This window comes from Methanospirillum stamsii (assembly GCF_003173335.1).
In the GTDB taxonomy this organism is placed as follows: domain Archaea; phylum Halobacteriota; class Methanomicrobia; order Methanomicrobiales; family Methanospirillaceae; genus Methanospirillum; species Methanospirillum stamsii.
This window is the reverse complement of record NZ_QGMZ01000010.1, coordinates 18,111-30,615: the sequence shown is the minus strand read 5'-3', so window position 1 is coordinate 30,615 and position 12,505 is coordinate 18,111. Positions and strand designations below refer to the sequence as shown.

18 protein-coding genes are annotated in these 12,505 nt (G+C 48.3%); 3 read left to right on the top strand and 15 right to left on the bottom strand.

From position 1 onward, the window contains the following. Window positions 1–12: 12 nt before the first annotated feature. Window positions 13–669, bottom strand: coding sequence for a transglutaminase-like domain-containing protein (locus DLD82_RS04440; RefSeq protein WP_109939909.1), 657 nt, complete (start codon window positions 667–669; stop codon window positions 13–15). Between the two features lie 153 nt (window positions 670–822). On the opposite strand from DLD82_RS04440, the gene DLD82_RS04435 reads away from it, so the two are divergent. Then, window positions 823–2,202 carry a nicotinate phosphoribosyltransferase gene (locus DLD82_RS04435; RefSeq protein ID WP_109939908.1) on the top strand — a complete coding sequence of 460 codons (1,380 nt, stop codon included), beginning with the start codon at window positions 823–825 and terminating at the stop codon, window positions 2,200–2,202. On the opposite strand, the gene DLD82_RS04430 is transcribed toward DLD82_RS04435, so the two are convergent. From DLD82_RS04430 to DLD82_RS04365, 14 genes are read right to left on the bottom strand one after another with little or no spacing between them, the layout of a single operon-like run. Beyond that, window positions 2,187–2,591 (bottom strand): 4Fe-4S dicluster domain-containing protein, encoded by a 405-nt coding sequence (locus DLD82_RS04430; protein ID WP_109939907.1) that lies wholly within the window; start codon window positions 2,589–2,591, stop codon window positions 2,187–2,189. The genes DLD82_RS04435 and DLD82_RS04430 overlap by 16 nt on opposite strands. Beyond that, window positions 2,588–3,616, bottom strand: a complete 1,029-nt coding sequence (locus DLD82_RS04425; RefSeq protein WP_109939906.1) for a respiratory chain complex I subunit 1 family protein — start codon at window positions 3,614–3,616, stop codon at window positions 2,588–2,590. The genes DLD82_RS04430 and DLD82_RS04425 overlap by 4 nt, the downstream gene beginning before the upstream one ends. Next, entirely contained in the window at window positions 3,613–4,842 is a 1,230-nt protein-coding gene (locus DLD82_RS04420) for a hydrogenase large subunit (protein WP_109939905.1), read from the bottom strand. Before DLD82_RS04420 ends, DLD82_RS04425 begins: the two co-directional genes overlap by 4 nt. After that, complete coding sequence (locus DLD82_RS04415) at window positions 4,839–5,462, bottom strand: NADH-quinone oxidoreductase subunit C (protein WP_109939904.1); 624 nt, start codon at window positions 5,460–5,462, stop codon at window positions 4,839–4,841. The genes DLD82_RS04420 and DLD82_RS04415 overlap by 4 nt, the downstream gene beginning before the upstream one ends. Continuing rightward, a complete protein-coding gene (locus DLD82_RS04410; protein WP_109939903.1) occupies window positions 5,459–5,896 on the bottom strand; it encodes an NADH-quinone oxidoreductase subunit B family protein in 438 nt (145 codons plus the stop codon). The genes DLD82_RS04415 and DLD82_RS04410 overlap by 4 nt, the downstream gene beginning before the upstream one ends. Next, window positions 5,893–6,240, bottom strand: a complete 348-nt coding sequence (locus DLD82_RS04405; protein WP_109939902.1) for a hydrogenase — start codon at window positions 6,238–6,240, stop codon at window positions 5,893–5,895. Before DLD82_RS04405 ends, DLD82_RS04410 begins: the two co-directional genes overlap by 4 nt. Continuing rightward, window positions 6,241–7,809, bottom strand: coding sequence for a proton-conducting transporter transmembrane domain-containing protein (locus DLD82_RS04400; RefSeq protein ID WP_109939901.1), 1,569 nt, complete (start codon window positions 7,807–7,809; stop codon window positions 6,241–6,243). A 4-nt stretch (window positions 7,810–7,813) separates the two neighbouring features. Further along, the gene (locus DLD82_RS04395) at window positions 7,814–8,158 is read right to left on the bottom strand and encodes a sodium:proton antiporter (protein ID WP_109939900.1); all 345 of its coding nucleotides are present in this window, start codon (window positions 8,156–8,158) and stop codon (window positions 7,814–7,816) included. Next, window positions 8,155–8,634, bottom strand: coding sequence for a Na(+)/H(+) antiporter subunit B (locus DLD82_RS04390; RefSeq protein ID WP_109939899.1), 480 nt, complete (start codon window positions 8,632–8,634; stop codon window positions 8,155–8,157). Before DLD82_RS04390 ends, DLD82_RS04395 begins: the two co-directional genes overlap by 4 nt. Further along, the gene (gene mbhE / locus DLD82_RS04385; RefSeq protein WP_109939898.1) at window positions 8,627–8,911 is read right to left on the bottom strand and encodes a hydrogen gas-evolving membrane-bound hydrogenase subunit E; all 285 of its coding nucleotides are present in this window, start codon (window positions 8,909–8,911) and stop codon (window positions 8,627–8,629) included. The genes DLD82_RS04390 and mbhE overlap by 8 nt, the downstream gene beginning before the upstream one ends. Window position 8,912: 1 nt before the next feature. Then, the gene (locus DLD82_RS04380; protein ID WP_109939897.1) at window positions 8,913–9,158 is read right to left on the bottom strand and encodes a hydrogenase subunit MbhD domain-containing protein; all 246 of its coding nucleotides are present in this window, start codon (window positions 9,156–9,158) and stop codon (window positions 8,913–8,915) included. After that, window positions 9,155–9,511, bottom strand: coding sequence for a monovalent cation/H(+) antiporter subunit G (gene mnhG, locus DLD82_RS04375; RefSeq protein ID WP_109939896.1), 357 nt, complete (start codon window positions 9,509–9,511; stop codon window positions 9,155–9,157). The genes DLD82_RS04380 and mnhG overlap by 4 nt, the downstream gene beginning before the upstream one ends. Further along, entirely contained in the window at window positions 9,511–9,768 is a 258-nt protein-coding gene (locus DLD82_RS04370; RefSeq protein WP_109939895.1) for a monovalent cation/H+ antiporter complex subunit F, read from the bottom strand. The genes mnhG and DLD82_RS04370 overlap by 1 nt, the downstream gene beginning before the upstream one ends. After that, on the bottom strand, window positions 9,765–10,292 hold the full coding sequence (locus tag DLD82_RS04365) for a Na+/H+ antiporter subunit E (protein ID WP_109939894.1): 528 nt from the start codon (window positions 10,290–10,292) through the stop codon (window positions 9,765–9,767). Before DLD82_RS04365 ends, DLD82_RS04370 begins: the two co-directional genes overlap by 4 nt. Before the next feature lie 216 nt (window positions 10,293–10,508). On the opposite strand from DLD82_RS04365, the gene DLD82_RS04360 reads away from it, so the two are divergent. After that, window positions 10,509–11,900 (top strand): phosphoadenosine phosphosulfate reductase domain-containing protein, encoded by a 1,392-nt coding sequence (locus DLD82_RS04360; RefSeq protein WP_109939893.1) that lies wholly within the window; start codon window positions 10,509–10,511, stop codon window positions 11,898–11,900. Continuing rightward, a complete protein-coding gene (hisH, locus tag DLD82_RS04355) occupies window positions 11,897–12,502 on the top strand; it encodes an imidazole glycerol phosphate synthase subunit HisH (protein WP_109939892.1) in 606 nt (201 codons plus the stop codon). The genes DLD82_RS04360 and hisH overlap by 4 nt, the downstream gene beginning before the upstream one ends. Window positions 12,503–12,505: the final 3 nt, after the last annotated feature.

The following is a 12,505-nucleotide window of genomic DNA, read 5'->3' as shown; positions in this document are numbered from 1 at the left end:
TGATTGTCCGGTTCAGGTAATACATTGCATTGAACCGATACTCTGAATCCGTACCTGATTGACCGGCGGAGAGCGTATTCCTCCGCTATTCTCAATAAATTGTAAGACATCCCGGGAAACATCAACAAGATGAGTCACTTCGTGCCAGGGTTCCGGATAAATATGCTGATCAAGCCACTCTCCGTCATATGACGGTTCATAGGCTATCTGCTCGGAATCAATAGAAAATTCTGCTGATATTCCCGGTTTATTACCGCGGGGGTCAAGCCTGACCCACTTATCTATCTGCTCATAATAGACTGCGCAAAGACCGTGAAGCACAAAACTGCCGTCTTCACGACGAACCCGCTGATAACACAGACCTGCCGGGATTCCAAGGACCCGGCATAAGGCCACCAGTAAATGGGATTTCCCAAAGCAAAGTCCATGTCCGGCAGTAAGGACATCGGAAGCATTCCAGAACAGGTTCGTCTGACCGGCGTCAACAGAATGTGCAATAGAATCCCTGACCCAGGTATACAGAATCCTGGCCCTGTCGATGTCATCGATGCCGTTAGCTGTGATTGATCTCGCAAGAGTTCGTATCTCTGCGTTAGTACATGAGATTACCCCTGAACAGGAGAGGTACGGGGTAATTGAAGCAGGAGGGATAAGTGGGGGGAGGTGCATCAAGTATCACCAAGGTCATATTCTTAAGAGATCCGAATCAATATTTCGGTCTGCTCATCACCAGGTTTTGTCTTTGGTTCTTCCCTGTAATGGGAAGTTACGCATAATTAACCGAAAAAGTTCAGGTTGCAAAGAAAAAGGTATGCTTCAATCATGTCACTGCCTAAATCCCCGATTTTTACTGATTTGTATGAACTGACGATGATGTACGTCTGGTTCAGGTCCGAGAGAGTTAATCTTCAGTCCTGCTTTGACCTTTTCTTTAGAAGCTGTCCGTTTCAGGGTGAATATATCGTTACGGCTGGTATAGCCGATGCGCTCTCATTTCTAAAGAATGCTCGTTTCTCTGATGAAGATATCCGGTATATACGCTCTCTTCAGATATTTAACGATAGTTTTATTAACTGGCTTTCTAATTGGAAATTTGACGGGATTGTTCATGCAGTCAGGGAGGGTGAGATTGTTTTTCCTGGTGAACCGGTCTTTCGGGTATCCGGACCGGTTGGTTCCTGCCAGTTGGTTGAGACTGCTCTTTTAAACCTCATCAACTTCCCCTCCCTTGTGGCGACAAAAGCTGCCCGGATATGCCTGGTTGCCGGATTTGATACGGTTATGGAGTTCGGTGCCCGTCGTGCCCAGGGGCCGGATGGTGCTCTGACTGCCTCCCGGGCTGCATACCTCGGGGGGTGTATGGGGACATCTAATCTTGAGGCAGGTAAGATATTTGGAATTCCGGTGAAGGGAACTCATGCACATTCATATGTAATGTCATACCCGACAGAACTCGAATCTTTCAGACGGTATGTGGAGGTATTTCCTGATACCAGTGTCCTGCTTATTGATACCTATGATACGCTCCAAAGCGGGACTGTACATGCAGTCCAGGTTGGGCGTGAGATGGGTGAGCAGGGCAGGGTTCTTTCCGGAGTCAGGCTTGATAGCGGGGATCTTCTTTCTCTTACAAAAAAAGTCCGTGTTACGCTTGATGAGGCCGGACTTAACAGGACAAAAATAGTCATCTCCGGTGACCTTGATGAATATATTCTCTCTTCTCTCAAAGAAGGAGCCGCACCTGTTGATTCCTATGGTGTCGGAACCCGCCTGGTAACCGGGCACGATTCACCAGCCATTGCCGGGGTGTATAAAATGTCAGCAATAGAAAGTCCGGATGGTGGTTGGGAGATGAAGATGAAGGTAACGGATCACTCTGATAAAACTTCTCTTCCTGGTATCAAGCAGGTTTACCGTTCCTTTGACCGGAACGGGATGATGTCCGGGGATTGCATTGAACTTGAATCCGCGATTGATGATTTGGCACCGGGAAGTCCCCTGCTTACGCTAGCACTCTCTAATGGTACTATCATCCGCCCGGAAAAACCCCTGGATAGTATCAGGGAAGAGGTGATTGGGTCGCTTCATACCATCCCGCCTGATGTGAAAGGACTTACACACCCGGCACGGTATCCGGTCAGCATCGGGCCGGAATTATCAAAAATAAAAGAGAAATTAATGTCTGGTTATTCCACAATCTGACTTTCTGCAAACCGGTCTTCTGTTGCAAGCAGGAATTCCGGGGACATGTGCAGGCAGTCCTTTGGACAGATATCATTACACTGGCTGCAGAATATGCACTGGGTGACCCATATCCGGATTCGCTTTGTCTCCGGAATGAACTCAATGGCATTGGCCGGACAGACCCTGATGCACATCTTACACCCGATGCATGTGTTCCGGTCATACACAATTTTTCCCCGGTATTTTTCCGGAGTCGAGATTGGTGGGTGAATGGATGCCTTTCCTGCAGTCACTGCCTCGAGAAATCCGGTGATTGAGGGTGGCAGGTTTTTTGCCGGGAAGAAATTTGTGGCCGGCTTTTTAAACAGCTGTTTTAGTGCCATCGGAACCGAGGGGAGTTTGATCATGACAGGCACCCCCCAAGGGACATGCTCCCGTCAAGAATGATGAGAAACATCCCGATAAGACCGATGGTTGTGAGCCATCCCCAATATAGCGAGACCACGGTATTAATCCGGAACCTGGCCATCACCACTCTTACCAGGGTGACCGAGAAGAACATAACAACAATCACCTTGAGAAGGAAGAATGCGAGGTCTACTCCAGCTGCTCCGATTCCGGAGATACCGATGATCGGTGAGATGTTCCAGGGCAGAAAGAGTACTACTGCAAGACCTGCCATCGCCACCAGTTTTGCGGCCATAGAGAGTGAGAAGAGAGCAAGGTTTCTCCCCGAATATTCAACAAGCAGACCGCCACAAAGTTCTGTTTCAGCTTCCGGGGTATCACAGGGGATACGGGAGAGTTCAGCCGGAGTAACCCAGGCCAGAACAATGAGGAGCAGGATACATCCGATGATTCCAATGGGCCCGACGACCGTCCAGATGGGATTTGCCGCCAGGGTATTGACCGAGAAGGGCATAACAAGGCCAGCAACGGCAAGTCTCCAGGCTATTGCGATGATGGCAATTGCAAGCGGAAACTCATATGCAATCATCGTCACCATCTCACGCTGGGCTCCCACGCTTGCGTAAGGAGATCCTGATGCAAACCCCCCGGCAACCATGGCAAGGGCCGGGACTGTCAGGAGGTACATGATAAGGATAAGGTCTCCATATTCACCAACCATTGGAAGTGGGGTTCCCACCGGAAGAATACTCCCAAGAGGCAGGTAAAAGAGGACAGTCACCGCAGAGGCAAATGCCACGATTGGTGCAGCATTAAAAAGAGCCGGGATTGCATTCGCTGGAACCTGTGAATCCTTACAGAGTAATTTCCTGATATCGATAAAAGGCTGGATGAGGGGTGGTCCCTGTCTCATCTGCATCCGGGCTGCACATATACGGTCTACCCCCATGAGGAAGAGTCCGGCGATTATCCCGAAGATGGTGACAAGGATGACTCCGGCGATGGTGACCAGGAGGGAACTCATCCTTGCATCCTCCGTGTTTTTTCAACTGATAACCGGTGCAGGTACTCTTTAGTCAGGACATCTGCCTCTCCTTTTTGGTTTACGACCGCAACCCGGTCAGTACAGGACATGCAGGGGTCGATGGATGCAATAATGACTGGAATATCTGCAATCTGTTCTCCCTGAAGGATCTCTATCCATGCCATCTGGTTTGAATAGGTGGATGCCTTGACCTTCCACATCTCGGGAGCTTCCTGTTTGCCGTTCATCCTGACAAAGTGCATGTCCTCTCCACGGGGTGCTTCTACCCGTGCAAATGCTTCTCCGGATGCTTTTTTCAGGTTCATGAGCAGTTTGGGATATTTTTCTTCCGCAAGAACCGGACCATCAGGCATCTGTCTCAAGCACTGTCTGATGATGTCAATTGACTGTTTTACCTCAAAGATACGGACAACAATCCGGTCATACACGTCTCCGACGGTCTCATTGCTGTAGACTTCAGGAAGGATAATGTCAAAGTCAAGGTCTCCGTATGCAGCATAGGGAGAGTCTGTCCTGACATCCATGGCAAGTCCTGATGCCCGTGCGGTTGGTCCGACGGTTGCAAGTTCAAGTGCCCGGCGTTTTGTAAGGATTCCAGTGTTCCGGCACCGCATTGCAATCGTCTTGTCATTGAGGAAGAGGTTTACCATCTTTTCAAACAGCCCCTCGTAGTACTGGAGTGCCTGTTCTATCCTCGGGAACATGTCTGGGGTTATATCCCGGCGTGTCCCGCCTATCATCATGATAGCATAATTCACCCGGTTTCCGGTGATGTACTCAATGACATCGACTGACTCTTCCCTGATCTGCCAGGCCAGGTAAAAGAGGGTATCAAACCCGAGTTCATGGGCTGCAACTCCTGCCCAGAGAAGATGGGACTGGATACGTTCAAACTCCGCGATGATGGTCCGGACATAATATGCCCGGTCAGGAACCTCTACCCCGGCAATCTGCTCTACTGCCTGTGCAAAGACCAGGGCATGGGCAACTCCGCAGATACCACATATCCGGTCGCAGAGGTGCAGGATCTGTACCGGATTTCTCCGCATACCCATCCATTCGATACCCCGGTGAGCTCGTCCGGGGGCAAAGTCAACCTCCTCGACCACTTCACCGTTCATCTTAAAGGTAAAGTTGATGGGTTCTTTCAGAGCCGGGTGGATTGGGCCGATTGGAAGTTCATAGGGTGCTTTCTTCTGACTCATTCTGCTGCACCTCCTGATGGTGGCTCTTCTGTATCACTTTTAGGGACCGGCTCAGGTTCTGCAACCGGGGGGGCCGGCCGGTCTGTCGGACGTCCGACTTTCCAGAGTTCTTTTACCATGGATGGAGGAATTCCTTTTTCATCTTTTCTCCAGGGGTATACATCCTCGGGGAAATCCTCCGGCAGAAATATCCGCCGTGCATCCGGAATTCCGTCAACGATAATGCCTATCATATCCTGTTTTTCACGTTCAGAATATACCGCACCAGGAATAAGCCCGGAGATGGTGGGAACATGGGGGTCTGATTTTGGGACCTGGACGGTGAGTACAACACAAATTTCCTCGTGTTTTCCGCCGAAAAAGACCTGAAGGTGATACAGGAGATCAATCATCTCACCGTTATCTGCTGCCGCAATGACCCCGAGATGCGGATAATCTATCGCTATTAATTCAGCAACCGCATCATTGAGAGTATCCCGGGGAATGGTCATCCATACCGTCTTCTGGGGGAGTTTTTTCACTCCTTCATACCACTCCTTAACTCGTATATCCGAAACCCTGTTGCCGAATTTTTCTACAAACCGGTCGGCTATTTCCTGTGGTTTCATGGTTGCTCTCATGATCTCACCTCCTTTTCAAGTCTCTCAAGTTTTGCAATCGCTTGCACCACTCCGTAAATTATTGCTTCAGGCCGTGGTGCACATCCGGGAACATAGACATCAACCGGAATGACCTGGTCGAGTGGTCCGTCCAGATTATAGGAATCATAAAACACTCCTCCTGACTGGCCACAGGTCCCGACACACATGACCACTTTTGGTGCAGCCATCTGGTCATATACCCGTTTTACCCGGTCTCTCATCTGGTGAGTTACCGGTCCGGTGACAAGCAGGACATCTGCATGCCGGGGTGATCCGACAAGTTTGATACCAAACCGTTCCGGGTCATACCGGGGGCAGAGGGCTGCGACTATCTCGATATCACACCCATTACAGGATCCTGAGTTTACATGAAATACCCAGAGTGAGCGGTTAAATGATGGAGAAAGTCTCATTTCAGGACCACCACCACGATAAGAACCAGAGCCGTCACAAAAAGATAAGCCAGGAAGTAGTCAGAGAGGTTTCCGGTATGGAAAGGTTTTATGAACCGGTAATATCCGGAAAGGGCATCGGTGTATCCCCAATAGAGGTTTCCTGCCCTGATATGTACTGCTGCTTTTTCCGGTTCTTTATTTCCCGAGAGGAACGGGGCGGTTGCACCTCCACTGCTATCATAGGTTTTTTCTCCCCGTGACCAGATGAGCCATCCGATAATACAGGCAATCACAAATGCAATTACCCAGAATACTGCGTTCCATGCACCAAATCCGGTGGAGAGGGTGAACGAATCTATCATTTATGCACCTCCGAGAACTGCAGTGATATACCCCTGGTAATCGATGAGGGCAGAAGCTGCCGGGGCTACCAGGGCGTCAACCACCTGCTGGGGGAATATACCAAAGAGAACCACAAGAATGGCAAGTATTCCCATGGCGATGAGCATGGGGGTTGGTGCTTCTTTGACGTCTTCGTATTCCGGAAGTTTCGGACCCATGAACATGGAATGGAAAACCTTGACGAAGGATGCCAGGGTCAGTATGCTGACCACCATTGCGATTACCGCAAGGAGGGGATTGAACAGGAACGTCGATTCATAAATCATCAGTTTGGATGCAAACCCGTTAAATGGCGGAATTCCTGCAATGGCCAGGGCTCCTATCATGAAGAAGACCATGGTCCATTTCATGTTATGTCCAAGACCTCCGAGCTGGTTGAGGTTTCTTGTGCCACAGCGGTAAAAGATAACTCCGGCAGTCAGGAAGAGGAGACCTTTGTATAATGCATGGTTCATGATATGGAAGAGGCCTCCTTTGAGTGCCATTATTCCGATGCTCTGGGAAAGACAGGTGCTTGAAAGGGCAGCAAGTCCTACTCCCACACCAAGCAGCATGTATCCGGTCTGTGATACCGCGTGATATGCCATCAGTCGTTTTACATCCTTTTGCGGAATTGCCATCGTGACACCGATGAACATGGAGAGGATTCCAAGGATGATTATGACCCATCCGACTGTAAGCGGATTAATCTGGCCGCCATAGAGGGTAAAGCACACCCGGAAGAGGGCATAAAGACTTGCCTGTGATGAGACGACCAGAAATGCGGTAATTGCCGATGGGGCCATAGCATAACTGTCCGGAGTCCAGAAGTGCATGGGAACTGCTCCGCATTTCATGGCAAGGGCAGTAAAGAACAGAACAAATGCGATGATATCTAGGCCGGTAAGCTGCATCCGGTCTGCTATCACTGCCATGTTCAGGGAGTTATACTGGGCAAACAGGAGGCCGACACCGACCAGGAACAACATTCCTCCAATCGTCGAAAGTGCTGCATATTTAAGTCCGGCTTCTGCTGCAACACCTTTGTCAATCCGGTAAGCAACAAGGGCTGCACCGGCAAGTGAACTGATCTCAAGGAAGACAAAGAAGTTGAAGAGATCGCCGGTTGCAATCATCCCGTATACTCCGGCAATGAGCAGGAGAACCAGGGTGAAAAACCCGTCTTTCCCTGACAATTTCTCCATGCTTGAGACAGAATACAGGGTGATACAAAATCCGACGATCGCAGCGATTATCAGCATGAAGGCGTTCATCGGATCGATGGTAAAGATGATCCTGATTGGAATGCCTCCGGAATCCGGAGGAATAATATTGGAAACCGTGTTTACACCAAACGTGTAGACAATGGTTCCGGTCTCCAGAACCCGTGATGCAACCAAAAGCCCGCAGACTGATGAAAGACCGGTAATGATAAGAACCCAGGTATTCCTGACTGAATCACCTGCTCTTGAAAGGAGCGGTGTTAAAAAGGCTCCAAGCAGGGGGATTGCAATGAGAAGTCCGGGCAGGTTGTCAAATAGTATGTCCATTTATTTACCCCTGCAGTTTTGTTACTTCACGGACGTCGGTTGTGCGATAATACCGGTAGATAATCATCACCATTGAAAGGAGAAGGGCGAGGGTCGCAACACCGATAACGATGCTGGTGAGTGTCAGAGCCTGAACGGTTGGCATTACCATGGCAAGGGAAGGTGCACCGGTAAAGATTGGTGCAATGCTGTCCCACCGGTATCCAAGAGCAATCAGAAAGAGGTTTACTCCGGATTCAAGAAGTGAGATCCCCATGATCATCTTGATGAGATCCTTTCGAAGCAGGATGGCATACAGGCCGAGCAGGATGGTTATTGCAACAACCAGGAATGGAAGATTATCTATCATTCTCCTTCCTCGTGATTTGAAATTCCGCTAGTCATATACAGAATAATAATACTGAGACCGCCAAGAACCTCAATTCCGACGGCAATATTCATGATTGGAATCGTTCCGGCGGTATTGAGAAAACCCGGATTGATACCATAGGGCACCACCTGACCAAAAAGACCTCCGGTTCCACATAAAAAGTTCCTGAAGAAGAGGTATCCGAGGGGTATTGCTGCCAGAGCGGTCCCGATAAAGAGGACAAGGCCGGACATTTCAAAATTCTGAAATGCTTTCTTTTTGAACCATCCGAGAAAATCATCCAGTTTGTGAGCGACTATCAGCAGGATAAATCCCGTAGCGATTACCGCACCTCCCTGAAATCCTCCCCCCGGAGTCAGGTGTCCATGGAGTACGATGTAAAAACCGAAGACCACGATGAACATGAACATGACATCTGCCGTTGTCCGGATGATCTTACTCATACTGTCACTCATATTCGTAGTCCTCCTCTTTCTTCCGGAGTCTGAAAAGAACTGAAACCCCGAATACAGCAGTAAAAAGAACACATGCTTCACCAAGGGTATCAAACCCACGGTAATCAAACACGATGGATGTTACAATATTATTCGCACCGGTCTGTTCCTGTCCGTTTGTGATGAAATAATCATCCATATCTGACATTGCCGGGTTTCCGAAGGGGATGGAAACCGCAGCATAGAGGAGTGCAACAGCCAGAACCACAAGGGTAATTCCAGCAACTACGGTTCTCATGTTATGTTACCTCCTGGTCATGGGTGGCCCTGATTGCAATGATGAAAATAGCAGTTGACACTCCTGCACCAACTGCTGCCTCAGCAATTGCTACATCCGGGGCCTGAAGTATGTAGAATTCTATCGAGAGGAGAAAACTAAAGGCTGCAAAGGTGACTGCTGCAACAATAAGGTCTTTTTGCCAGACGATGAGTGCCGCAGTGATGACAAGGCCGATAAGGACCAGAATATGAATGAGTTCTATCACAGGCCTGCCTCCGCTAGTTTATCTACCACAGCCTGCTGTGGTTTCTGACCATTTCTATGTGCTGCACGGGCAATTGCATGAGATCCTGCAGCATTGGTGATTGCAAGGGCAAACATAGCAATGATGGTATGGGTGATGACCATCAGGTATTGTGAATCGCTGGTTCCCAGGTACTGTGAGATAGCAAAGACCACTACCCCGAGGAAGAGGAATATGCTCCCGAATGTTGTCGCCTTTGTTGATGCATGGAGCCTCGTATATACATCCGGAAACCGTAAGAGGCCGATGACTCCCAGAGCATTAAATACAAGTCCGATTGCCAGGAAGATGAGTATTAACGTATCTGCGATCATCAGAGTTCTCCGCCGATATATTTTGCAACATAGAGTGTTGAGATAAAGGACAACAGGGCATAGACAATTGCGACATCAATAAAGATGTATTGCTGGTATACAACACCCAGAAGAATCATTACCGCGACGGTGAGGGTGTTTATCGTATCAACAGCCACAACCCGGTCAGGTACCGTAGGCCCGATGACCAGTCTGACAAGGGCACCAAAGGCAATGAGTATTACAAGAAGGGCTGTAATACCAAAAATGTCGATCATTCTGCAATCCTCCGGATCCATTTGGGAATGTCCATGTATGAAAAGACTTCTTTTGCCTCCAATGCCTCTTTCTTTTCAACCCCTTCATCAAGGTGGATAACATGAATGAAGAGGTCATGTGTCTTCTCATCAACATCCACACTTAATGTTCCTGGTGTCAGGGTGATTGAATGGGCAAGCATGGTCATCGCGAGGGGAGATTTCATCCCTGACCGAAGTCTGATTATACCAGGTCTGATTCTTCCGGTAATTACCCGGTATGCAACATCGAAATTTGCCTTGGTGAGTTCAACAAGGAACGGACCACACAAATAAAAGATGATCTGAATCAGTCTGACCGGATTTAACATCCGGTAGTCTTCGGATTTACAAAATATTTTTCTGCATAGTATCCCGGTTACAAGACCAATAATTACCCCGGCGGTGATTTCCTCCGTTGACCAGAAGAGAACAGAGCCGGATCCGACAACCAGCACCAGATAAAACAGAAAAGCCACAAACGCAGTGACAAAAAAGGGGATCATGCTATCACTGGTCCCCGTTTATCATATCGGCAATGCAATGCCAAACCCTCTCGATATATCATGATAAATCGTGATCATTTTAGGTGGTTATCCTCATCATATAATATTTTTTATTCGATCAGCATTCTTATTTCAATAAAAAAACCGGGTTTTGTAAGTTATCATGGCTACCAGTACAAAGCAGTATCTAGGGATAGCACAAACATGTAAGAAGATATGGGTGGACTTTACCATGGCAGAATTCTCCTTCACTGGTGTGATTCATGCCACACACCAGTTCTTGCTGATATTTGTTCCTGCGGAAATCCCGCTCGTGCCATTCCGGTAACACCACCCGGAGATGCAAGACCGGCGTTCCCGGATGATATTGCATTTGTAAACAGTATATATGAAGAGCAGTTTGGAATTACTCTGATTCCTGAGGGATATATTGCACTGCTTAATAAAGTGCCTGATATTGACCGGATGGAAGAGATTATCGTCGGTGGGTCAATTGTTGGTGCAATCCGGTATGTTCCGGCAAAAAAACAATGGGAGGCACTTCCCAGGCCGGATGCTGCATTGATTGGGGTACCAAAAAAACGGTTTATAATCGTTGATGAAGGGGCTCTTTCATCAATCAGGGAAGGGAGAAGTCTGCTGGCCCCCGGTCTTATCTCCTGTGATCCATCTGTCCGGGAAGGTGACGAGGTGTTCATGATGACCCCCTCCGGAATTTGTGCCGGTGTTGGAAGGGCGAGAGTGGATGCAGAAGAGGCAGACCAAATGGAACGGGGGCAGGTTGTAAAAACCAGAAAGAATGTTCCTTCAGCATATGTTCCAGGGCCTGCAGACTGGGATGATGCAATACGGGCGAACCGGGATGTTCTCTCCCGTACAGAGGCAGCTTCCGGAAAATTCATTGCCGACAGTATCGGCCCCTATGAGCACCTTCCGATGTCTGTCTCGTATTCGGGGGGAAAGGACAGCCTTGCAACTCTTCTTGTCGTTATGAAGACATATCGTAAACTTCCGATTCTCTATATTGACACGGGTCTTGAATTTTCATCAACGGAAGAGAATGTGCAGGATGTCATAAAAAAATACGATCTCACTTGTGTCCGGATTAATACTCTTGAAGAGTTCTGGCGTGATTTTGAAATACAAGGGCCTCCTGCAAGGGATAACAGGTGGTGCTGCAGGACTTCAAAGCTCGAACCACTCCGTCAGCATATTGAAAAAAACCATGGAGAAATCGTCTCTTTTATCGGTCAAAGAAAGTACGAGTCTTTCTCGCGTATGAAAAATCCCCGGGTATGGCGGAATTCATATGTACAAAACCAGGTCTGTCTTGCACCGATTCATACCTGGACCGCGCTTCATGTCTGGCTCTACATCTTCCAGGAAAAAGCACCCTATAATTCGATGTACGAACATGGTGTTGACCGGATGGGTTGCTATATGTGTCCGGCAAGTGATGTAGGGATATTAGAACGGATTAAAGAAATCCATCCTGCTCTCTTTCAGACCTGGGATAAAAAAGTGAATTCCTGGAAGGAAACGATCGGGTTATCTGAGCCCGGGTTTAGCGAAGAAGATGTAGGAAAAACCGGAGATCTGGCCGAATGAAATCAGTAGTAATCGTCGATTATGGTCTTGGAAACATGCGGAGTGTCAGTAAAGCTGTTGAAAAAGCCGGGGCCTCTGTCCTGATTTCCAATAATCTGGAGGAGATCAGATCTGCTGAAGGTATCATTCTTCCTGGTGTCGGTGCTTTCCATGAAGCGATGACAAAACTTGCCGACCTTGGAAAAGTCCTTATTGAATCAGAAGGTCAGGTTCCAATTTTAGGAATTTGTCTTGGGATGCAGATGATGATGGATTTTTCCGAAGAACATGGTCTTCATAAAGGTCTTGGTCTTGTCCCTGGAACGGTTCGGAAGTTTCCTGATCATCCGGGCTTTAAGATTCCTCATATGGGGTGGAACCAGATCCACCTCACGCAGCCTGACGATCCCCTTTTTTCCGGGATTCCTGACGATTCATATGTTTATTTCGTGCATTCGTATTGGGCAGATACAACAGCCGAATACTGTGTAACTCAAACAGAATACATATGTCCCTTCGCATCATCAATCCGGAATGGAACTGCAATAGGTGTTCAGTTTCACCCGGAAAAAAGTGGCAACACAGGCCTTGCAATATTAGAGAATTTTATCGGGACGATGTAACGT